General features: G+C 74.3%; 2 protein-coding genes. Both read right to left on the bottom strand.

The annotated features are described in order from the left end of the window. Positions 1–13 precede the first annotated feature (13 nt). Positions 14–15,718 carry a type I polyketide synthase gene (locus OG455_RS33155; RefSeq protein WP_266299977.1) on the bottom strand — a complete coding sequence of 5,235 codons (15,705 nt, stop codon included), beginning with the start codon at positions 15,716–15,718 and terminating at the stop codon, positions 14–16. 57 nt (positions 15,719–15,775) lie between these two features. Then, complete coding sequence (locus OG455_RS33150; RefSeq protein ID WP_323185616.1) at positions 15,776–25,258, bottom strand: type I polyketide synthase; 9,483 nt, start codon at positions 25,256–25,258, stop codon at positions 15,776–15,778. Between the last annotated feature and the right edge of the window lie 12 nt (positions 25,259–25,270).

Raw genomic sequence — 25,270 nt, 5'->3', positions numbered from 1 at the left:
CGGGAGGTGGCGGTCAGGAGATGCCGAACTCCTTGCCGATGAAGTCGAAGACCTCGTCGTCGGTGGCCCCCTCCAGGACGTCGGGGACCGCCTCGTCCGCCCCCGTCCTGGCCTCCTCCAGGGTGGAGAGCAGGGTGCGCAGTCGGGCGCCGATCGCCTCGCGCCGGTCCTGGTCGCCGCCGCCGAGGCCGGCCAGCACGGATTCCAGGGCGTCCAGCTCGCGCTGGCCCTGCTCCGCCTCGGCATCGGCCTCGGGCGACAGCTCCAGGTAGAGATGGTCGGTGAGGGCCAGCGGGGTGGGGTAGTCGAAGACCAGGGTCGAGGTGAGCCGCGAACCGGTCGCCCTGCTCAGCCGGTTGCGCAGTTCGACGGCGGTGAGCGAGTCGAAGCCCATGTCGCGGAAGGCCCGCTGCGGGTCGATCGCGCCGGCCGAGGCGTGCCCGAGGACGAGGGCGACCTCGGTGCAGACCAGCTCCTGGAGCAGGCGGCGGCGTTCGGCGGCGGAGGCGGCGGCGAGCCGCCCGAGCAGGGCCGGGGCCGAGCCCGCGCTCTGCTCGGCGGAGACCGTCATGGCCTCGCGGGCCGCCGGGATGCCGGCCAGCAGCGGGCTGCGGCGCACGGCGGTGTAGCCGGGGGCGAAGCGCTGCCAGTCCACGTCGACCACGGCGAGCAGGGTGTCGTCCACCCGGACCGCCTGCTCCAGCGCGGCCACCGCCCGGTCGGCCGCCATCACCGGCAGACCGCCCCGGCTGGTGCGACCCTCCACCAGCGCGCTGTCGGCCACCATGCCGCCCTCGGCCCACGGGCCCCAGGCGATCGAGGTGGCCACCAGGCCCTGCGCGCGGCGCCACTGGGCGAAGGCGTCCAGATAGGCGTTGGCGGCCGCGTAGTTGCCCTGTCCGGGGCCTGCCAGGGTGCCCGCGATCGAGGAGAAGAGCACGAAGGCGGAGAGTTCCTGATGCTCCGTCAGCTCGTGCAGGTGGCGGGCGGCGGCGGCCTTGGCGTCCAGCACCGTGCCGAAGCGGTCGGGCGTCAGCCCGTCCAGCACGCCGTCGTCCAGCACACCGGCGGTGTGCACCACCGCGCCGAGCGGGAACTCCTCGGGGACCGCCGCCAGCACCTGCGCCAACGCCTCGCGGTCGGCCGCGTCGCAGGCGGCCACCGTGACCCGGGCACCGAGCCCGGTGAGCTCCTCGACCAACTCGGCCGCGCCCGGCGCCTCGGCGCCCCGGCGGCTGAGCAGCAGCAGGTGCTCGGCCCCGTGACCGGCCAGCGAACGGGCCACCTGGGCGCCCAGCGCGCCGGTGCCGCCGGTGATCAGCACGGTGCCGTCCGGGCGCCACGGCAGGCCCGGGTCGGCGACCGGGGAGGCCGCCACCGGGGCGTGGGCCAGGCGGGCGGCGAAGGTGCCGGAGGCGCGCAGCGCGAGCTGGTCCTCCTCGCGCTGGGCCAGCACGGAGCGCAGCCGGGCGGCGATCCGCTCGTCGACCGCCTCCGGCAGGTCGACCAGGCCGCCCCAGGTCTCCGGGCGCTCCTGCGCGGCCACCCGGCCCAGGCCCCAGACCATCGCCTGCTCGGGCCGCCGGACCGCCTCCAGCTCGCCGACCGACACCGCGCCACTGGTCGCGCACCAGAGCGGCGCCTCCAGGTCCAGATCACCGAGCGCCTGGAGCAGGGCCGCCGTGGCCGGCAGGCCCGCCGGCGTGGCCGGGCTGCCCGGCAGCGGCTCGGTGTCGAGGGCGAGCAGCGAGAGCACGCCGCTGACCTGGAACAGGGCGTCCAGCGCCTCGATGTCGGAGAGCGCGGGGTCGGCCAGCGCCGCGCGCAGCCCGTCGGTGTAGGCGGCCCGGTCGGGGTCGGCGGTGTCCAGCTCGGCCCGCACCACGCGGGCGCCGCCGTCCGCCAGCGCCCGCGCCAGCTCGTCCACCAGCTCGGCCGCCGGTTGCCCCGCCGCGCCCTTGGGCGTGACCAGCAGCCAGCTGCCGCGCAGCGCGGCCGCCGTCTCGGGGACGGCGGGCGCCCAGGTCACCCGGTAGCGCCAGGCGTCCAGCGCCGACTGCGCGCTGCGTCGGCGGTGCCAGGCGGAGAGGGCGGGCAGGACCTGGCCCAGGGCGGCGGGGTCGGCGTCGGTGAGGGTGGTGGTGAGGGTGGCGAGGTCCTCGTGCTCGACGGCGGCCCAGAAGCGGGCGTCGACGTCGCTGACGACTGCGGGGGCACTCACGCCCGCGTTGGGGGTGATGGTGGGCCAGAAGCGGGTGTGCTGGAAGGCGTAGGTCGGCAGCTCGACCGGGCGGGCGGTGGGCAGCAGCGCCGACCAGTCGACGGCGGTACCGCTCACGTGCAGGTGGGCCAGCGCGGTGAGCAGCGTCTGCGCCTCGGGGCGCCCCGCACGCTGGGTGGCGATGCCCTCGGCCAGGGCGGCCAGCACGCCGTCGGGGCCGATCTCCAGGAACGTGCCCACCTGGTGCTGCCGGAGGGTGGCCAGGCCGTCGGCGAAGCGGACCGCCTCGCGCACGTGGCGCACCCAGTAGGCGGGATCGGTCAGGTCGGCGGAGAGGTCGCCGGTGACGTTGGAGACCACCGGGATCCGGGGCGCGGTGTAGGTGAGGGACTCGGCGACCGTGCGGAAGGCGGCGAGCATCGGGTCCATCAGGGCGGAGTGGAAAGCGTGGCTGACCGTGAGCCGCTTGACCTTGCGGCCCTCCGCGCGCCAGGCGGCCTCCAGTTCGGCGATCGCGGTCTCGGGGCCGGAGACGACGATGGAGTCCGCCGCGTTGACGGCCGCGATGTCGACACCGGCGGGCAGTGCCGCGCGGACCTCGTCCTCCGAGCCCTGCACGGCGAGCATCGCGCCACCGGCCGGCAGCGCCTGCATCAGGCGACCACGGGCGTCCACCAGCGTGCAGGCGTCGGCGAGGGAGAGGATGCCCGCGACGTGCGCGGCGGCCAACTCGCCGATGGAGTGCCCCGCGAGGAAGTCCGGGCGCACGCCCCAGGACTCGATGAGGCGGAAGAGTGCGACCTCGATCGCGAAGAGCCCGGCCTGCGTGTAGCGGGTCTGGTCCAGCAGCCGCGAGTCGGTGTCGAAGAGCACCTCGCGCAGCGGGCGGTCCAGCTCGGCGTCGAAGTGCGCGCAGACCGCGTCCAACGCGTCCGCGAACACCGGGTAGGCGGCGTGCAGTTCGCGCCCCATCCCGGCCCGCTGGCTGCCCTGGCCGGAGAAGAGCAGCGCGATCCTGCCCTCCTCCACCGCCGTGCCCGTCACCACGCCCGGCGCCTCGCGGCCCTCGGCCAGCGCGGCCAACCCGGCCAGCAGCGCCTCACGGTCACCACCGACCACCACCGCACGACGCTCCAACGCCGCCCGCGACGTCGCCAACGAGAACGCGACATCGGCGGGTTCGACCGCAGGAGCCGCCGTGACGGCGGCCAGCAGGCGTGCCGCCTGCTGGTGCAGTGCGTCCTCGCTGCGGGCCGAGAGGGTCCACCCGACCACCTGTTCCGGGCCGGCCTCGGCCGGCTCGGCCGCCACCGGCGTTGCCGCCGGGGTGACTTCGAGGATCGCGTGCGCGTTGGTGCCGCTGACGCCGAAGGAGGAGACGCCCGCACGACGCGGACCCTCATGCTCCGGCCAGACACGGTTCTCCGTCACCAGCTCGACCGCACCCGCCGACCAGTCGATCTGCGGCGAGGGCTCGTCCACGTGCAGCGTGCGCGGCACCACACCGTGCCGCATCGCCAGCACCATCTTGATCACGCCCGCCACCCCGGCTGCCGCCTGGGTGTGCCCGATGTTCGACTTGATCGACCCCAACAGCAGCGGCTGATCGGCGGCCCGACCCTGGCCGTAGGTCGCCAGCAGCGCCTCCGCCTCGATCGGGTCGCCCAGCGCCGTACCGGTGCCGTGCGCCTCCACCGCGTCCACCTCGGCCGCGCTCAGACCCGCCGACGCCAGCGCCTGCCGGATCACCCGCTGCTGCGAGGGACCGTTCGGCGCCGTCAGACCGTTCGACGCACCGTCCTGGTTCACCGCCGTGCCACGCACCGTCGCCAGCACCCGATGCCCCAGCCGCTCGGCGTCGCTCAGCCGCTCCACCAGCAGCAGCCCAACGCCCTCGCCCCAGCTCGTGCCGTCGGCCGCCGCCGCGAACGCCTTGCAGCGACCGTCCGCTGCCAGGCCGCCCTGGCGCCCGAACTCGGCGAACAGGCCCGGGGTGGACATCACCGTCACGCCGCCGGCCAGCGCCATCGAGCACTCGCCGCTGCGCAGCGCCTGAACGGCCAGGTGCAGGGCCACCAGCGAGGAGGAGCACGCGGTGTCGACCGTGACCGCCGGACCCTCCAGACCGAAGGTGTAGGAGATGCGCCCGGAGACCACGCTCGCCGCGTTGCCCGTCAGCAGGTGGCCTTCGAGCCCCTCGGCGGCGGCCGTCGCGCTGAGCAGGGCCGGGTAGTCCTGGCCGTTGCTGCCGACGAAGACGCCGGTCCGGGTGCCGCGCAGGCCGGTCAGGTCGATCCCGGCCTGCTCGAAGAGCTCCCAGGAGGTTTCGAGCAGCAGCCGCTGTTGCGGGTCCATCGCCAGCGCCTCACGCGGCGAGATCCCGAAGAAGTCCGCGTCGAAGTCGCCCGCCTCGTAGAGGAAGGCACCGCGCGGCGTGTAGGAGGTGGTGGAGCCGAGCTGCCAGCCCCGGTCGCCCGGGAACTCCGCGATGGTGTCGGTGCCGGACTCCAGTACTCGCCAGAGCGCCTCCGGCGACACCGCGCCGCCGGGGAACCGGCAGGCCATGCCGACGATCACCACCGGGTCGTCCTGCGCCACCACCGCGACCGGGGAGGCGGATTCGACGCTCGACGCCTCGGCACCGGAGAGCTTGCCGAGCAGGAACTCCCCCAGCGCCCGAGGCGTCGGGTAGTCGAAGACCAACCCCGCCGGCAACCGCTGACCCGACAACTTCGCCAACCGGTTGCGCAGTTCCACCGCCGTCAACGAGTCGAACCCGAGATCACGGAACGCCCGACCCGCCGCCACCGCGTCCGCCGAGCCGTAGCCCAGCACCGACGCCGCCTCCGCACACACCCAGCCCACCACCGCCGACAACCGCTCCGCCGCCGCAAGACCCGCCAACTGCCCCGCCCAGCCGATCAGCTGCGGTGCCGCCGCCACCGGCGCACCGGAGGCCAGCCCGGCCAGCACGTCGGCCAGCAGGGCGGAGGAGCGGACCGAGACGAAGGACGGCGCGAACCGCTCCCAGGCCACATCGGCCACCGCGAGCGTGGTGTCCCCGGCCGCCAGCACCCGCCCGAGGGCCGCCAGACCCGCCGACGGCGCCATGCCCGGCAGGCCGCTGCGGCGCATCCGCGCCCCGACCACCTCGCTCTCGGCCGCCAGACCGTCCTCCGCCCACGGACCCCAGCCGATCGAGGTCGCCGCCAGACCCTGCGAGCGGCGGTACTCGGCGAGGGCGTCCAGATAGGCGTTCGCAGCCGCGTAGTTGCCCTGACCCGCCGCACCCAGCGTGCCGGCCAGGGAAGAGAAGAGCACGAAAGCATCGAGCTGCTGATCACGCGTCAACTCGTGCAGGTGCCACGCCGACTCCGCCTTCGCCGCCAGCACACCGCGCAGCCGCTCGGGCGTCAGACCCGCCAGCACACCATCGTCCAGCACCCCGGCCGCGTGCACGACCGCCGAGAGCGAGATGCCCTCGATGACCCGGGCCAGCGCGTCACGATCCGCCACGTCGCAGGCGACGACGTCGACCCTGGCACCCAGAGCACGCAACTCCTCGGCCAACTCACCCGCACCAGGAGCCTGCGGACCACGACGGCTCACCAGCACCAGATGCTCAGCACCCCGACCGACCAGCCAACGCGCCACCCGCGCACCCAGACCACCCGTACCACCCGTCACCAACACCGAACCGGAAACCGACCAACCGGCCTCCACCCCGATCCCCGGCACCGCCCGCTCCAACCGCGCCCCGAACACACCCGAAGCCCGAACCGCGACCTGATCCTCCACCGACTGCCCCAGCACCGCACACAGCCGCACACCCGCCCGAGCATCCAACTCCACCGGCACATCCACCAGACCACCCCAACGCTCAGGGAACTCCAGCGCCGCCACCCGACCCAAACCCCACACCGACGCGGCACCCGGACCGCTCAACACATCCGAACGCCCCACCGACACCGCACCCGACGTCACACACCACAACCGGGCATCCACACCCAACTCACCCAACGCCTGCAGCACCGCGAGCTGCTCCACCGGCACCACCGGAGCAACCGAACCACCACCCACCAACGAGAGCACACCAGCGAACTCCCGCCCGGCGAAAGCCTCCGCAAGCTCCGAAGCACCATCGATGACCTCGACCTCGGCCCCACCCGCCCGCAGCACCTCAACCAGCCGATCAGCGTCGAGCCCGTGCGAAACCACCAACCACGAACCCACCAGCGCGGCACCCGCACCCGACAACACCGGCCGCCACACCACCCGATAACGCCAGTCATCCACCACCGACGCCTCACGCCGACCACGACGCCACGCAGCGATCGCCGGCAACACCTCACCGAACGACTGCCCCCCATCCACCCCCAACGCACCAGCCAGACCCGCCAGATCACCACCATCCACCGCCGCCCAGAACCCCGCCTCCGCAGGATCCACCGCCGCGGCCGCCAGCGCGGCCGCCGCGAGGCCGGACTCCAGCCAGAGCCGCTCCCGCTGGAACGGGTAGGTCGGCAGCTCGACGCGCTCGACGTCGCCCGCGAAGAGGCAGGACCAGTCGACGGTGGCGCCGTTGACGAAGGCCTCCGCGACCGAGGTCAGGAAGCGGTCCGCACCGCCCTGCTCACGCCGCAGCGTGCCCAGCGCGAGGCCACCACCACTGGCATCCAGCGTGTCCTGGACGCCCACGGTCAGCACCGGATGCGGACTCGCCTCCACGAAGAGCCGATGCCCGGCCTTCGCCAGCTCGGCCACCGCCTCCTGCAGACGCACCGGGTGCCGCAGGTTCTCGTACCAGTAACGCGCCCCCAACTCACCCGACTTGACCCACTCACCGGTGTACGTCGAGAACATCGGAATACTCGGGGCAAGCCCGGTGACCGGAGCGAGCGCCTCGGTGATCTCAACCTCCAGCAACTCCATCTGCGCCGAGTGCGAGGCGTAATCCACCTTCACCCGCCGCGCGTCCACACCCGCGTCCGAGCAGGCCACCATGAACTCGTCCAGCCCGCCCGCCTCACCCGAGACCACCACCGAACCCGGACCGTTCACCGCCGCGATCCCGACCCGACCCTCGAACCCCACCAGCAACTCGCCGGCCTTCGCGGCGGACGCGAAGAGCGACACCATCCCACCCGAACCCGCCACCCGCGCCAACGACTTCGCCCGCAACGCGACCACCCGCACCGCATCCTCCAACGACAACGCACCCGCCACACACGCCGCAGCGATCTCACCCTGCGAGTGACCGACGACAGCCGCAACCTCGACACCCAGCGAACGCCACAACGCCGCCAGCGACACCATCACCGAGAACAACACCGGCTGCACCACATCGACCCGCTCCAGCAGCGCCGCATCCGCCAGCGCCTCCTCCAACGACCAATCCACAAAAGGCGCCAACGCCGCCGAACAAGCCGCGATCGACTCCGCGAACACCGGCGACACCGCCAGCAACCCCGACGCCATCCCCACCCACTGCGAACCCTGACCCGGGAAGACCAACACCACCCCACCATCACCGGCCGCGTGCCCGACCACCCGCTGGTCACCCAGCAGCACCGCCCGGTCCTCGAACAGCGCCCGACCGCGCACCAGCGCCGCACCCACCGCCGCGAGATCACCCTCGACCGCGTCGGAGCCCTCGAACGCCGCGAAGCGCTCGATCTGCGCGCGCAGCGCCGGCTCACCACGCCCCGACAGCACGAGCGGTAGGACAGGCAGGTCGGTGAGCGGGGCGTCGATCGCGATGGCCGGGGCCTCGACCGCCGGAGCCTGCTCCAGGATCACGTGCGCGTTGGTACCGCTGATCCCGAACGAGGAGACGGCCGCGCGGCGCGGCTCCCCCGTCAGCGGCCACTCCTGGGCCTCCGTCAGGAGTTCGACCGCGCCCGCCGTCCAGTCCACGTGCGGGGTCGGCGCGTCCACGTGCAGGGTCCGCGGCAGCAGTCCGCCGCGCATCGCCAGCACCATCTTGATCACACCGGCCACTCCGGCCGCCGCCTGGGTGTGCCCGATGTTCGACTTGATCGAACCCAGCCACAGCGGGCGGTCCGCGTCGCGCTCGCGGCCGTAGGTGGCGAGCAGGGCCTGCGCCTCGATCGGGTCGCCCAGCGCGGTGCCGGTGCCGTGCGCCTCGACCACATCGATCTGATTGACCGTCAACTCAGCGTTGGCCAGGGCCTGGCGGATCACCCGCTGCTGCGAGGGCCCGTTCGGCGCGGTCAGCCCGTTGCTGGCGCCGTCCTGGTTCACGGCGGAACCCCGGACCACGGCGAGCACCGGGTGGCCCTGGCGGCGTGCCTCGGAGAGCGGTTCGACGAGCAGCATGCCCGCGCCCTCGGACCAGCCGGTGCCGTCGGCCCCGGCCGCGAAGGCCCGGCAGCGGCCGTCGCCCGACAGACCGCCCTGCTTGGAGAACTCGGTGAAGATGCCGGGGGTGGCCATCACGGTCACACCGCCGACCAGCGCCATCGAGCACTCACCGCTGCGGATCGCCTGACCCGCCAGGTGCAGCGCGACCAGCGAGGACGAGCACGCGGTGTCGACGGTGACCGCCGGACCCTCCAGACCGAAGGTGTAGGAGAGGCGGCCCGAGATGACGCTCGGGGTGTTGCCGGTCAGCAGGTGCCCCTCGACGCCCTCGGGGACGCTGACCAGGCCGGTGCCGTAGCCGGAGGCCGCCGCGCCGACGAAGACACCGGTCCGGCTGCCGCGCAGCGAGCGCGGGTCGATGCCGGCCCGCTCGAAGGTCTCCCAGGAGGCTTCGAGCAGTAGGCGTTGCTGCGGGTCCATCGCGAGCGCCTCGCGCGGCGAGATGCCGAAGAAGCCGGGGTCGAACTCGCTGGCACCGTAGAGGAATCCACCGGACTGCACATAGCTGGTCCCGGGGGTCTCGCCGTCCGGGTCGTAGAGGCCGTCCAGGTCCCAGCCCCGGTCCACCGGGAAGCCGCCGATCGCGTCGCCGCCGGTGCTGACCAGCTGCCAGAGCGCCTCGGGCGAGTCCACCCCGCCGGGGAACCGGCAGGCCATGCCGACGATCGCCAGCGGCTCATCGGCGGCGGCCGTCGCGACCACCGCGCCGCCCACCCCGCCGCCCGCCGTGGCTGCCACCTCGCCCAGTTCGGAGGCCAGTTCGCTCAGCACGTACTCGGCGAGGACCTGCGGGGTGGGGTAGTCGAAGACCAGGGTGGCGGGCAGCCGCAGACCGGTCGCCCCACCCAGGCGGTTGCGCAGCTCGACGGCGGTCAGCGAGTCGAAGCCCAACTCCTTGAAAGCCCGCCCCGACTCGACGCCCTCCACCGAGCCGTGACCGAGCACGGCAGCCGCCGCACCCCGCACCAGCTCCAGCACGGCGCGGCCGCGCTCGGCCACCGCCAGCGGCGCCAGCTTCTCCACCAGCGCCGAACGGCCACCGGCCACCGCCGTGCCGACCACCCGGCGGCCGGTGGCGCGGACCAGGCCGCGGAAGACCGGAGCCAGCGCTCCGGCGGCGGCCTGGCCGCGCAGCACGGCGAGGTCGATCCGCAGCGCGACCAGGGCCGCGCCCGCCGATCCGGTGCCCGCGTCGAAGAGCGCCAGGCCCTCGGCGCGCGAGAGCGGCAGCAGACCGCCGCGCGCCATCCGGGTCAGGTCGGCACCGGAGAGGTCGGCGGTCATGCCGCCCGACTGGTCCCAGGGGCCCCAGGCGAAGGAGGTGGCGGGCAGGCCCAGCGCGTGCCGGTGCTCCGCCAGCGCGTCCAGATAGGCGTTGGCCGCCGCGTAGTTGCCCTGCGCGGTGCCGCCGAGGGTCGCGGCGGCGGAGGAGAAGAGAGCGAAGAGCGCCAGGTCCTGATCCCGCGTCAGCTCGTGCAGGTGCTCGGCGGCCCCGGCCTTGGGCGCCCAGACGCCGGCCAGCCGCGCGGCGTCCAGCGAGGCGATCACGCCGTCGTCCAGCACGCCGGCGGTGTGCACCACGGCGGTCAGCTCGCGCCCGGCCAGCACCGCGGCCAGCGCGGCGCGGTCGGCCACGTCGCAGGCCACCACCTCGGCGGCGGCCCCCGACTCGGCCAGCTCCGCGACCAGTTCGGCCGCACCCGGCGCGGCCGGGCCCCGCCGGCTGAGCAGCAGCAGCTTGCGCGCGCCGTGCTCCGCCACCAGATGACGTGCCGTCAGGGCGCCCAGCGAGCCGGTGCCACCGGTGATCAGCACCGTGCCGTCGGGGTCGAGTGCCCGCGGCACGGTGAGGACCACCTTGCCGATGTGCTTGGCCTGGCTGACGAAGCGGAACGCCTCCGGCGCCTGCCGCACGTCCCAGACCTTCACCGGCGAGAGCTCGACGGCACCGGCCTCGAAGAGCGCCAGCAACTCGGCCAGCAGCTCACCGATCCGCGCCGGACCGGCCTCCACCAGGTCGAACGCCCGGTACGCCACCCCCGCCGGCACCTCGGAGCGGATGTCGGTCTTGCCCATCTCCAGGAACCGCCCACCACGCGGCAGCAGTTCCAGCGAGGCATCCACGAACTCCCCCGCCAGCGAGTTGAGGACCACGTCCACACCCTCGCCACCGGTCACCGCGAGGAACTTCGCCGCGAACTCCAGATCACGCGAGGAGGCGATGTGCTCGTCATCGAGACCCAGCGAACGCAGCGTCTCCCACTTGCCCGGACTCGCGGTGGCGAAGACCTCCGCGCCCAGGTGGCGGGCCAGCTGGATCGCCGCCATGCCCACACCGCCGGTGCCGGCGTGCACCAGCACCCGCTCACCCGCCCGCAGCGAACCGAGGTCGGTCCAGGCATAGTGAGCGGTGAGGAAGACGGTCGGCACGGACGCGGCCTGCGCGAAGGACCAGCCGGTCGGGACCGGGGCGAGCAGGCGGTGGTCGGTGACCACGAGCGGGCCGAAGCCGCCGACGAACATGCCCAGCACCCGGTCGCCGACCGCGAGTCCGGTGACACCCGGACCCACCTCGGCCACCACACCAGCGCCCTCGCCGCCCAGCAGACCGGCCGGGCCCGGGTACATCCCCAACGCGCTCAGCACGTCACGGAAGTTGACGCCGGCCGCCCGCACCGAGACCCGAACCTGACCCTGCGTCAATTCCGCGATGGCCTCCGGGGCGGGAAGCAGCTCCAGCGCGTCGAGCGTGCCGCGTGCCGCGCTGTCCAGCCGCCAGGCCACCGCACCGGCCGGGGCGGCGAGTTCGGCACCGGCCGCCACCCGGGCGAGCCTGGGCAGCAGGGCCGCGCCGGCCCGCAGGGCCAACTGCGGCTCACCGGTGGCCAGCGCGCCGGGCAGCGCGGCCCAGGACTCGGCCGAGCCGTCCACGTCCACCAGCAGCACCCGGCCGGGGTTCTCCGACTGGGCCGAGCGAACCAGGCCCCAGACCGCGGCCGCGCGCGGGTCGCGGACCTCGTCACCCGGGACCGCCGCGACGGCACCGCTGGTCACCACGGCCAGCGCGGCCTGGTCGAGCCGGTCCTCGGCGAGCCACTCGCGCAGCAGGGTGAGGGCCTGCCCGACGGCGTCGGGGCCACTGGGCCCGGCCAGCGCGACCAGCGGCGCGTCACCCGGCTCGGGGGCCTCGGCGGGCACGGCGATCTGCCTTACCGCCAGGCCGAGTTCGCGCAGCGGTCGCTCGGCCGCCGCGACGCCCGCGCCGAGCAGCAGCCACTGCGCCCGCGCGGCCTCGGCGGCCTCGCTCGCCACGCCGCGCGCCTCGGCGGGCACCGGGGCCCACTCCAGGCGCAGCAGCGCGTCGCCGGCCTCCTCCCGCGGCTGCTCCAACTGCTGGGCGGTGACCCGGCGGACCGCGAGCGAGTCGACGGTGGCGACCAGCTCACCCGACCGGTCGGCCACCAGCAGGCTGACCGCGTCGGTGCCGGCCGGGGCCAGCCGCACGCGCAGCGCGGTGGCGCCGGTGGCGTGCAGCGAGACCCCGCTCCAGCAGAACGGCAGCCGCCCCTCGCCGGCGGCCGGCGCCTCGCCGCCGACGAAGCGGCCCAGGCCGATCGCGTGCAGGCCCGCGTCCAGCAGGGCGGGGTGGATGCCGTAGTCGGCGGCGTCCGCCTCCTCGGGCAGCAGCACCTCGGCGAAGACCTCGTCGCCGCGCCGCCAGGCGGCCCGCAGGCCGCGGAAGGTCGGGCCGTAGTGGAAGCCGGTCCGCTCCCAGCCGCCGTAGAAGTCGGAGACGTCGATCGGCTCCGCCCCGGCGGGCGGCCACTCGGCCAGCGAGCCGACCGGCTCGGCGGCGGTGGCCAGCAGGGCGCCCTGGGCGTGGCGGGTCCAGGGCAGTTCACCGCCCAGGCCCGGATCAACGGCGCCCTGGCGGCGCGAGTGGATGCTGATCGGGCGGCGCCCGGCCTCGTCCGGCGCGCCGACCCAGACCTGCACCTGGACGGCGCCCTCGGCGGGCAGCACCAGCGGCGTCTCCAGGGTGAGTTCGTCCACCTGGCCGCAGCCGACCAGGTCGCCCGCCCGGATGGCGAGTTCGAGGAATGCGGTGCCGGGCAGCAGCACCGTGCCGAGGATGCCGTGGTCGGCGATCCAGGGGTGGGTGCGCAGCGAGAGGCTGCCGGTCAGCAGGGTGCCCTCGCTGTCGGCGAGTTGGACGGCGGCTGCGAGCAGCGGGTGGTTGACGCCGGCCAGGCCGATCGCGGCGGCGTCGCCGAAGAGCGCGCCACTGGGCTCCAGCCAGTAGCGGGTGCCCTGGAAGGCGTAGGTGGGCAGCTCGGTGCGGCGGGCGCCGGTGCCGGCGTAGTAGGCGGACCAGTCGGGCGCGGTGCCGTGCACGGCGAGGGTGGCCAGGGCGGTGGTGAGCGTGGCCGCCTCGCCGCGCCCGGCGCGGGACAGCGCGACGGCCACCACCTCTGCGCGCAGGGCGTCCTGGGTCGGCGCGTCCTGGGTCGGGGCGTCCTGGGCGAGCACCTCCTGGGCCAGCGCGGTCAGCACCCCGTCGGGGCCCAGCTCGACGAAGGTGCGCGCGCCCTGCGCGTGCAGGGCGGCCACCCCGTCGGCGAAGCGGACGGCCTCGCGCACGTGGCGCACCCAGTACTCGGGGTCGCTCAGGTCGGTGGCGAAGTCGCCGGTGACGTTGGAGACCACCGGCAGCGCGGGCGCGTGGTAGGTGAGCGACTCGGCGACGGCGCGGAACCGGTCCAGCATCGGGTCCATCAGCGGCGAGTGGAAGGCGTGGCTGACCGGCAGCCGCTTGACCTTGCGGCCCTCCGCCCACCAGCCCTGCGCCAGTTCGTCGATGACGGCCGAGCAGCCGGAGACCACGACGGACTCGGGGCCGTTGACCGCCGCGATCGCCACGTCCCGCTCGCGGCCGACCAGGGCGGTGCGCACCTGCGCCTCGGTGGCCCGCACGGCGAGCATCGCGCCGCCGGAGGGCAGCGCCTGCATCAGGCGGCCGCGCGCGGCGACCAGGCGGCAGGCGTCCGGCAGCGACCAGAGGCCCGCCACGTGCGCGGCGGCCAGCTCACCGATCGAGTGGCCGGCCAGCAGGTCGGGGCGCAGGCCCCAGGACTCCAGCAGGCGGAAGAGCGCGACCTCGATCGCGAAGAGCGCGGCCTGGGTGTAGCGGGTCTCATCGAGCAGCTCGGAGTCCTTCTCGAACATCACCTCGCGCAGCGGGCGGTCGAGTTCGCCCTCGAAGTGCGCGCAGACCTCGTCCAACGCCCGCGCGAACACCGGGTACGCGGAGTAGAGTTCACGCCCCATCCCGGCCCGCTGGCTGCCCTGGCCGGAGAAGAGGAAGGCGGTGCGGCCGGGGACCGCGGCGCCGCGCAGCACGCCCGGCGCCTCGCCGTCCTCGGCGAGCGCGGTCAGTGCGGCGAGCAGCTCCTCACGGCTGGTGCCGACCACGGCCGCGCGCCGCTCCAGCGCCGAGCGGGTGGTGGCCAGCGAGTAGGCGAGGTCGAGCAGGTCCGGCTCGGGCGTGGCGGCCAGCTGGGAGGCGAGCCGGGCGGCCTGCTCGCGCAGGGCGGCGTCGGTGCGCCCGGCCAGCGGCCACAGGCCCACCGGCAGCGCGCGCGCCGGAGCGGCGGCCTCGGCGGGCGTGGCGGCCTCGGCGGGCGTGGCGGCCTCGGGAGCCTCGGTGGGCTCGGCGGCGGCCACCGACTCGGGGGCCTGCTCGATGATGGTGTGCGCGTTGGTGCCGCTGACGCCGAAGGAGGAGATGCCGGCCCGGCGCGGGCGGCCGGTCTCCGGCCACTCCTGACGCTCCGCCAGGAGTTCGACGGCGCCCGCCGACCAGTCCACGTGCGGGGAGGGCGCGTCCACGTGCAGGGTCCGCGGGATGGCGCCGTGCCGCATCGCCAGCACCATCTTGATCACGCCCGCGACACCGGCGGCCGCCTGGGTGTGACCGATGTTCGACTTGATCGAGCCGAGCAGCAGCGGCCGCCCGGCCTCGCGGCCCTGGCCGTAGGTGGCGAGCAGGGCCTGCGCCTCGATCGGGTCACCCAGGCTGGTGCCGGTGCCGTGCGCCTCCACCACGTCGACCTGGTCGGGGGAGAGCCCCGCCCCGGCCAGCGCCTGCAGGATCACCCGCTGCTGGGAGGGGCCGTTGGGGGCGGTCAGGCCGTTGCTGGCACCGTCCTGGTTGACGGCGGAGCCGCGCACGATCGCCAGCACCGGGTGGCCCAGGCGCCGCGCGTCGCTGAGGCGCTCGACCAGCAGCAGACCGGCGCCCTCGCCCCAGCCGGTGCCGTCCGCCCCGGCGGCGAAGGCCTTGCAGCGGCCGTCGCCGGCCAGCCCGCGCTGCTTGGAGAACTCGATGAACGGGCTCGGGGTCGCCATGATCGTCACACCGCCGGCCAGCGCCAGCGAGCACTCACCGCCGCGCAGCGCCTGCACCGCCAGGTGCAGGGCGACCAGCGAGGAGGAGCACGCGGTGTCCACGGTGACCGCCGGGCCCTCCAGGCCCAGCGTGTAGGAGAGGCGGCCCGACATCACGCTGGCGGCGTTCCCGGTGCCGCCGTAGCCCTCGACGTCCTGGGCGGCGCCCATCAGCAGCGCCGCGTAGTCCTGCCCGTTGGAGCCGACGAAGACACCGGTGCGGGTGCCGCGCAGCGACTGCGGGTCGACACCGGCCCGCTCGATCGCCTCCCAGGCGGTCTCCAGCAGCACCCGCTGCTGCGGGTCCATGGCCAGCGCCTCGCGCGGCGAGATCCCGAAGAAGGCCGCGTCGAACTCCGAGGCGCCCGAGACGAAGCCGCCCTGGCGCACGTAGGAGGTGCCGGGCCGGTCCGGGTCCGCGTCGAAGAGCCGGTCCAGGTCCCAACCGCGATCGGTCGGGAAGTCGGCGAGCGCGTCGCGCCCCTCGGCGAGCACCTCCCAGAGCTGCTCCGGCGAGCGCACGCCACCCGGGAAGCGGCAGGCCATCGCCACGATGGCGATCGGCTCCTGGTCGCCCTCCTCCAGCTCCTTCAGACGCTGGCGCGTCTGGTGGAGGTCGGCGGTGACGCGCTTCAGGTAGTCAAGAAGCTTCTGCTCGTCGCTCATGTCTACTGGCCCCTCGGGAAGTTGTTCGGAAGAAGGTGCTCTGGCTGGGCCAGCGACTCAGGACATGCCGAGTTCTCGATCGATGAAGGCGAACACCTCGTCAGAGGTCGCCTCGTGCAGCTGGTCGGCGACCGCCGCGGCCTCCTGCGGCGCGCCCGCACCTCGGCCGGTGGCGCCCGAGCCCCACTTCGCCAGCACGGCGTTGAGGCGCACCGCGATCCGGGTGCGGTCGTCCTCCGCGGCCGTCAGAGCGGCCAGCGCCGCCTCCAGGCGGTCGAACTCCGCCAGCACCGAGGCCAGGCCGCCCCGGTCCTCGGGGCAGAGCTCGTCGTGCAGGTGGGCGGCCAGGTCGGTCGAGGTCGGGTAGTCGAAGACCAGGGTGGGCGGCAACTGCCGACCGGTGGCGGCGCCCAACTGGTTGCGCAGCTCGACGGCGGTGAGCGAGTCGAAGCCGAGGTCCTTGAAGGCCCGGTCGGGCTCGACGGCCTGCGGCGAGGCGTGCCCGAGCACCAGCGCCACCTTGCCGCGCACCAGGGTGAGCAGCGCCTCCGCTCGCTCGGCCGGGGCCAGTTGGGCCAGCCGCTGCGCGAGGTCGGGAGCGGCGGGGCCCGCGGCCGCGGCGGACTCCTGGAGCGCGGCCAGGACCCTCGCGGCCTCCGGCAGCCGGTCGAAGAGGCGGCTGGGGCGGGCGGCGGTGAAGCCGGGGGCGAACCGGTCCCAGTCCACGTCCACGATGGCGAGCAGGGCGGGTGCGGCGGCGAGTGCCCGGCGGAACGCGGCGGTCGCCGCCTCGGGCGCCATCGCGGGCAGGCCTGCCCGGCGGGTGCGCCGCTCGACCACGCTGCCGTCGGAGGCCATGCCGCCCTCGGCCCACGGGCCCCAGGCGATCGAGGTGCCGGGCAGGCCGGCCGCCCGGCGCTGCTCGGCCAGGATGTTGAGGAAGGCGTTGGCGGCGGCGTAGTTGGCCTGCCCAGCGCCACCGATGGTGCCGGAGACCGAGGAGAAGAGGACGAACTCGGCCAGCTCCTGATGGCGCGTCAGCTCGTGCAGGGTGAGGGCGGCGGTCACCTTGGCGCGCAGCACCGGGGCCAGCCGCTCGGCCGTCATCCGGTCGGCCACGCCGTCGTCCAGCACACCGGCGGTGTGCACCACCGAGGTCAGCGGGTACTCGGCCGGGATCGCGGCGAGCAGCCCGGCCACGGCCGCGCGGTCGGCCACGTCGCAGGCGGCGACGGTGACCTGGGCACCGAGCGCGGTCAGCTCAGCGGCGAACTCGGCCGCGTCCGGGGCGTCCGGGCCCCGGCGGCTGACCAGCAGCAGGTGCGCGGCGCCGTCCTCGGCGTAGGCGCGGGCCACCTGGCGGCCCAGCGCGCCGGTACCGCCGGTGATCAGCACGGTGCCGTGCGGCGGCAGTTCACCACTCGGCGCGGCGGATCGGTCGGCGGAGAGGTCGGCGTGCTCCAGGCGGCGCACGTAGCAGCCTGCGGCGCGGATCGCCGCCTGGTCCTCGCCCTCGGGCGCGGCCAGCAGTCGGCAGAGCAGGTCGAGTTCGGCCTCCGCCGGCTCGGGCGCGAGGTCGACCAAACCGCCCCAGAGCGCGGGCGACTCCAGCGCGGCTGCCCGGCCCAGGCCCCAGACGTGCGCCTGGACGGCGCCGGTCAGGCGCTCGCCCGGGGTGGCCGCGACGGCGTCCCGGGTCAGGCACCAGAGCGGGGCGGAGGCGGTGCCCGCCGAGGCCGCCGCGTCGCCGATGCCCTGGAGCAGCGCGAGGGTGGCGGCGAGGCCGGCCGGCACGGAGGGGTGCTCGGGGTGCTCGGCCTCGTCGAGGGCGAGCAGGGAGAGGATGCCGCGCAGGGGCTCGGAGTCGGACCCGATACCGGCGCCGGGCTGGGTGTCGGGCTCGGCCGCCAGCAGCTCGGCGATCCGCTCGCGGTCGAAGCGGTCGGCCCGGGAGAGCAGGAGCAGGCGCGCCTCGGCGCCGTTCCGGGCCAGCGCGGCGGCGGTCGCCGTGACGAACGGGTCCTCGGCCAGCTCGGCCGGGACGGCGAGCAGCCAGCTACCCGAGAGCCGGGCCACACCGGGCAGGGGCTGGCGGCGCCAGGTGAGCTCGTAGCGCCAGCCGGCGGTCCGCGCGTCGGCGCTGCGCCGGCGGTGCCAGGCGGAGAGGGCGGGCAGGACCTGTCCCAGGGCGGCGGGGTCGGCGTCGGTGAGGGTGGTGGTGAGGGTGGCGAGGTCCTCGTGCTCGACGGCGGCCCAGAAGCGGGCGTCGACGTCGCTGACGACCGCGGGGAGCGGCGCGGCCGCGCCGGGGGTGATGGTGGGCCAGAAGCGGGTGTGCTGGAAGGCGTAGGTCGGCAGCTCGACCGGGCGGGCGGTGGGCAGCAGCGCCGACCAGTCGACGGCGGTGCCGCTCACGTGCAGGTGGGCCAGCGCGGTGAGCAGCGTCTGCGCCTCCGGGCGACCCGCACGCTGGGTGGCGATGCCCTCGGCCAGGGCGGCCAGCACGCCGTCGGGGCCGATCTCCAGGAACGTGCCCACTTGGTGCTGCCGGAGGGTGGCCAGACCATCGGCGAAGCGGACCGCCTCGCGGACATGGCGCACCCAGTAGGCGGGGTCGGTCAGGTCGGCGGTGAAGTCACCGGTGAGGTTGGAGACGACCGGGATGCGGGGCTGCGCGTAGGTCAGGGACTCGGCGACCGTGCGGAACTCCGCGAGCATCGGGTCCATCAGCGCGGAGTGGAAGGCGTGGCTGACCGTGAGCCGCTTGACCTTGCGACCCTCCGCCCGCCAGGCCGCCTCCAGCTCGGCGATCGCGGTCTCGGGGCCGGAGACGGTGATCGAGTCGGCGCTGTTCACGGCCGCGATGTCGAGGCCGGCGGGCAGCGCCGTGCGGACCTCGGCCTCGGTGCCCTGGACGGCGAGCATCGCGCCACCGGCGGGCAGCGCCTGCATCAGGCGGCCACGGGCGGCCACCAGTGTGCAGGCGTCGGCGAGGGAGAGGATGCCCGCGACGTGCGCGGCGGCCAACTCGCCGATGGAGTGGCCCGCGAGGAAGTCCGGGCGCACGCCCCAGGACTCGATGAGGCGGAAGAGTGCGACCTCGATCGCGAAGAGCCCGGCCTGCGTGTAGCGGGTCTGGTCCAGCAACTGCGACTCGTCGTCGAAGAGCACCTCGCGCAGCGGGCGGTCCAGCTCGCCCTCGAAGTGCGCGCAGACCGCGTCCAACGCGTCCGCGAACACCGGGTAGGCGGCGTACAGTTCGCGCCCCATCCCGGCCCGCTGGCTGCCCTGGCCGGAGAAGAGCAGCGCGATCCTGCCCTCCTCCACCGCCGTGCCCGTCACCACGCCCGGCGCCTCGCGGCCCTCGGCCAGCGCGGCCAACCCGGCCAGCAGCGCCTCACGGTCACCACCGACCACCACCGCACGACGCTCCAACGCCGCCCGCGACGTCGCCAACGAGAGGGCCACGTCCTGCGGGTGGAGCTCGGCGTCCTCATTCACCCGGTCCAGCAGCTGCCGCGCCTGCTCCTGGAGCGCGCTCCCGGTACGGCCCGAGAGCACCCACGGTGCGACGGAGTCGGCGGGCTCGGCCGTGACCCGCGCGTCCTCCGAGGGCGGGGTGACTTCGAGGATCGCGTGCGCGTTGGTGCCGCTGACGCCGAAGGAGGAGACGCCCGCACGACGCGGACCCTCGTGCTCCGGCCAGGCACGGTTCTCCGTCACCAGCTCGACCGCGCCCGCAGACCAGTCGATCTGCGGCGAGGGCTCGTCCACGTGCAACGTCCGAGGCACCACACCGTGCCGCATCGCCAGCACCATCTTGATGATGCCCGCCACCCCGGCTGCCGCCTGGGTGTGCCCGATGTTCGACTTGATCGACCCCAGCAGCAGCGGCTGATCGGCGGCCCGACCCTGGCCGTAGGTCGCCAGCAGCGCCTCCGCCTCGATCGGGTCACCCAGCGCCGTGCCGGTGCCGTGCGCCTCCACCACATCGACCTGACGAGTCGTCAGACCGCCGGCCGCCAGCGCCTGACGGATCACCCGCTGCTGCGAGGGACCGTTCGGCGCCGTCAGCCCGTTCGACGCACCGTCCTGGTTCACCGCCGTGCCGCGCACCGTCGCCAGCACCCGATGCCCCAGCCGCTCGGCGTCGCTCAGCCGCTCCACCAGCAGCAGCCCAACACCCTCGCCCCAGCTCGTGCCGTCGGCCGCCGCCGCGAACGCCTTGCAGCGGCTGTCCGCCGCCAGGCCACCCTGGCGCCCGAATTCGGCGAAGGAAGCGGGCGTGGACATCACGGTGGCACCGCCGGCCAGCGCCATCGAGCACTCGCCGTTGCGCAGCGCCTGAACGGCCAGGTGCAGGGCCACCAGCGAGGAGGAGCACGCGGTGTCGACCGTGACCGCCGGCCCCTCGAACCCGAAGGTGTAGGAGAGGCGCCCGGAGACCACGCTCGCCGCGTTGCCCGTCAGCACATGGCCGGCCACGTCCTCCGAGGCGGCGGCCAGCAGGGCCGGGTAGTCCTGGCCGTTGGTGCCGACGAAGACCCCGGTCGCGCTGCCGCGCAGTGCGGACAGGTCGATCCCGGCCTGCTCGAACAGCTCCCAGGAGGTCTCCAGCAGCAACCGCTGCTGCGGGTCCATGGCGAGCGCCTCACGCGGCGAGATCCCGAAGAAGTCCGCGTCGAAGTCGCCCGCCTCGTAGAGGAACGCACCTTGACGGGCTCCCTCGCTCGCGGCGAAGAGCGACTCCAGGTCCCAGCCGCGATCGTCGGGGAAGTCCGCGATGGTGTCGGTGCCGGACTCCAGCAGCCGCCAGAGTGCCTCCGGCGAGGTCGCCCCTCCCGGGTACCGGCAGGCCATGCCGACGATCACCACCGGGTCGTCCTGCGCCACCACCGAGACCGGGGACGCCATTTCGACGCTCGACACCTCGGCGCCGGAGAGCTTGCCCAGCAGGAACTCCCCCAGCGCCCGAGGCGTCGGGTAGTCGAAGACCAACCCCGCCGGCAGCCGCTGACCCGACAACTTCGCCAACCGGTTGCGCAGTTCCACCGCCGTCAGCGAATCGAACCCGAGATCACGGAACGCCCGACCCGCCGCCACCGCGTCCGCCGAGCCGTAGCCCAGCACCGACGCCGCCTCCGCACAGACCCGACCCACCACCGCCGACAACCGCTCCGCCGGCGTGAGACCAGCCAACTGGCCTGCCCAGCCGCCCTGTTCGACGGCAGCCCCAGTCGGGGCCTCGGCGCCGAGCCCGAGCCCCTCGATCACATCCGTCAGCAGGGCGGACGGGCGGACCGAGACGAAGGACGGCGCGAACCGCTCCCAGGCCACATCGGCCACCGCGAGCGTGGTGTCCCCGGTCGCCAACGCCCGCTCCAGCGCGGTCAGCCCACTGGCCGGCGCCATCGCGGGCAGGCCGCTGCGGCGCATCCGCGCCCCGACCACCTCGCTCTCGGCCGCCAGACCGTCCTCCGCCCACGGACCCCACGCGATGGAGGTCGCCGGCAGGCCGTGGGTGGCGCGGTGCTCGGCGAGGGCGTCCAGGTACGCGTTCGCAGCCGCGTAGTTGCCCTGACCCGCCGCACCCAGCGTGCCGGCCAAGGAAGAGAAGAGCACGAACGCGTCCAATCGCTGACTCCGCGTCAACTCGTGCAGGTGCCACGCCGACTCCGCCTTCGCCGTCAGCACACCACGCAACCGCTCGGGCGTCAGACCCGCCAACACACCATCGTCCAGCACCCCGGCCGCGTGCACGACCGCCGAGAGCGAGATGCCCTCGATGACCCGGGCCAGCGCGTCACGATCCGCCACGTCGCAGGCGACGAGGTCGACCCTGGCACCCAGAGCACGCAACTCCTCGGCCAACTCGCCCGCACCGGGCGCCCGCGGACCACGACGGCTCACCAGCACCAGATGCTCAGCACCCCGACCGACCAGCCACCGCGCCACCCGCGCACCCAGACCACCCGTACCACCCGTCACCAACACCGAGCCGGAAACCGACCAACCGGCCTCCACCCCGATCCCCGGCACCGCCCGCTCCAACCGCGCCCCGAACACACCCGAAGCCCGAACCGCGACCTGATCCTCCACCGACTGCCCCAGCACCGCACACAGCCGCACACCCGCCCGAGCATCCAACTCCACCGGCACATCCACCAGACCACCCCAACGCTCAGGGAACTCCAGCGCCGCCACCCGACCCAAACCCCACACCGACGCCGCACCCGGACCGCTCAACACATCCGAACGACCCACCGACACCGCACCCGACGTCACACACCACAACCGGGCATCCACACCCAACTCACCCAACGCCTGCAGCAACACGAGCTGCTCCACCGGCACCACCGGAGCACCCGAACCAACACCCACCAACGAGAGCACACCAGCGAACTCCCGCCCCGCCACCACATCTGCCAGCTCCGCCACCCCGGCGACAACCGCCACCTCGGCCCCACCCGCCCGCAGCACCTCAACCAGCGGATCAGCGTCGAGCCCGTGCGAAACCACCAACCACGAACCCACCAGCGCGGCACCCGCACCCGACAACACCGGCCGCCACACCACCCGGTAACGCCAGTCATCCACCACCGACGCCTCACGCCGACCACGACGCCACGCGGCGATCGCCGGCAACACCTCACCGAACGACTGCCCCCCATCCACCCCCAACGCACCAGCCAGACCCGCCAGATCACCACCATCCACCGCCGCCCAGAACCCCACCTCCGCAGGATCCGAACCGGCGGGCAGGGCAGCGCCGGCCGCCGACTCCAGCCAGAGCCGCTCCCGCTGGAAGGCATACGTCGGCAGGTCGACCTGGAGATCCGAGGTCACCACACGCGACCAGTCGACGGTGGCGCCGTTGACGAAGGCCTCCGCGACCGAGGTCAGGAACCGGCGCGCGTCACCCTGCTCACGCCGCAGCGTGCCCAGCGCGAGGCCACCACCACTGGCATCCAACGTGTCCTGGACGCCCACCGTCAGCACCGGATGCGGACTCGCCTCCACGAAGAGCCGATGCCCGGCCTTCGCCAGCTCGGCCACCGCCTCCTGCAGACGCACCGGGTGCCGCAGGTTCTCGTACCAGTAACGCGCCCCCAACTCACCCGACTTGACCCACTCACCGGTGTACGTCGAGAACATCGGAATACTCGGGGCAAGCCCGGTGACCGGAGCGAGCGCCTCGGTGATCTCGGCCTCCAGCAACTCCATCTGCGCCGAGTGCGAGGCGTAATCCACCTTCACCCGCCGCGCGTCCACACCCGCGTCCGAGCAGGCCACCATGAACTCGTCCAGCCCGCCCGCCTCACCCGAGACCACCACTGACCCCGGACCGTTCACCGCCGCGATCCCGACCCGGCCCTCGAAGCCCACCAACAGCTCGCCGGCCTTCGCGGCGGACGCGAAGAGCGACACCATCCCACCCGAACCCGCCACCCGGGCCAGCGCCTTCGCCCGCAACGCGACCACCCGCACCGCGTCCTCCAACGACAACGCACCCGCCACACACGCCGCAGCGATCTCACCCTGCGAGTGGCCGACGACGGCGGAGACCTCGACACCCAGCGAACGCCACAACGCCGCCAGCGACACCATCACCGAGAACAGCACCGGCTGCACGACATCGACCCGCTCCAGCAGCGCCGCATCCGCCAGCGCCTCCTCCAACGACCAATCCACAAAAGGCGCCAACGCCGCCGAACAAGCCGCGATCGACTCCGCGAACACCGGCGACACCGCCAGCAACCCCGACGCCATCCCCACCCACTGCGAACCCTGACCCGGGAAGACCAACACCACCCCACCGGAGCCCTCGCCCCGGCCGGTCAGACCGCCACCGGCGGCGACCTCACGCAGCCCGGCGAGCAGCTCGTCCCGGTCGGCGCCGAGCACCACCGCGCGGTCCTCGAAGAGCGAGCGCCCACCCACCAGCGCCGCACCCACCGCCGCCGGCTCGCCCTCGACGCCCGCCAGCCGCTCCGCCTGCGCCCGCAGCGCCGTCGTGCCCCGCCCCGAGACCACCCACGGCACCACCGGCGACACGAGGGCCGGCAGCACGACGACGGCCGGCTCCACCGGCGAGTCGGACACGGCAGGCGCGCCAGAGGCCTGATCTGACGCTACGTCAGCAACCGTGTCCACGGGCGCCTGCTCGATGATCACGTGCGCGTTGGTCCCACTGATCCCGAACGAGGAGACACCGGCCCGGCGCGGCTCGCCCGTGCGGGGCCACTCCTGGGGCTCCGTCAGCAGCTCGACCGCGCCCGCCGTCCAGTCCACGTGCGGGGTCGGCGCGTCCACGTGCAGGGTCTTCGGCAGCAGGTCGCCGCGCATCGCCAGCACCATCTTGATCACGCCCGCCACGCCGGCGGCCGCCTGGGTGTGCCCGATGTTGGACTTGACCGAGCCCAGCAGCAGCGGCGCGCGGTCCTCGGCGCGGCCCTGGCCGTAGGTGGCCAGCAGCGCCTGCGCCTCGATCGGGTCACCCAGCGCGGTGCCGGTGCCGTGCGCCTCGACCACGTCGACCTGGTCGGCGCTCAGCCGGGCGTTCTCCAGGGCCTGGCGGATCACCCGCTGCTGCGAGGGACCGTTGGGGGCCGTCAGTCCGTTCGACGCGCCGTCCTGGTTGACGGCGCTGCCCCGCACCACCGCCAGCACCCGGTGGCCCAGGCGCTGCGCGTCGGAGAGGCGCTCGACCAGCAGCATTCCCGCGCCCTCGGAGCTGCCGAAGCCGTCGGCGGCGGCCGCGAAGGCCTTGCAGCGGCCGTCGGTGGACAGGCCGCGCTGCTTGCTGAACTCGGTCAGCGTGCTGGGGTTGGTCATCACGGTCACGCCGCCGGCCAGCGCCATGGTGCACTCGCCGCCCCGCAGCGCCTGGACGGCCAGGTGCAGCGCGACCAGCGAGGAGGAGCAGGCGGTGTCGACGGTGACCGCCGGGCCCTCCAGGCCCAGCGTGTAGGAGACCCGGCCGCTGGCCGCGCTGGTCACGTTGCCGGTCAGCAGATGGCCTTCCAGGCCCTCCGGCATGGGGTAGACACCGGTGGTGTATCCGCTGTAGGCGGCGCCGATGAAGACGCCGGTCCGGCTGCCCTGCAGGGTGGCCGGGTTCAGCCCGGCCCGCTCGACGGCCTCCCAGGCGGTCTCCAGGACCAGGCGCTGCTGGGGGTCCATCGCCAGCGCCTCACGCGGCGAGATCCCGAAGAAACCGGGGTCGAAGTCCGCGGCGCCGCTCAGGAAGCCGCCGCCGCGGACGTAACTGGTGCCCGGCCCCTGGGCGTCCGGGTCGTAGAGCGCCCCCAGGTCCCAGCCCCGGTCCTCGGGGAAGCCGCCGATGGCGTCCCCCTCGCCGCGCACCAGCTGCCACAACTCTTCCGGCGAGGAGATCCCGCCGGGGAACCGGCAGGCCATGCCCACGATGGCGATGGGCTCCTGCTCGGCCGCCTCGATCTCGCGCAGCCGCTGCCGACTGCGACGCAGATCGGCGGTGACGCGCTTCAGGTAGTCCCGGAGCTTTTCTTCGTTCTCCACGTGAATCACCTA

The sequence above is a fragment of the Kitasatospora sp. NBC_01287 genome (assembly GCF_026340565.1).
Taxonomy (GTDB): domain Bacteria; phylum Actinomycetota; class Actinomycetes; order Streptomycetales; family Streptomycetaceae; genus Kitasatospora.
The sequence above is the reverse complement of the archived record's forward strand: the minus strand, read 5'-3'. Positions and strand labels throughout refer to the sequence as shown.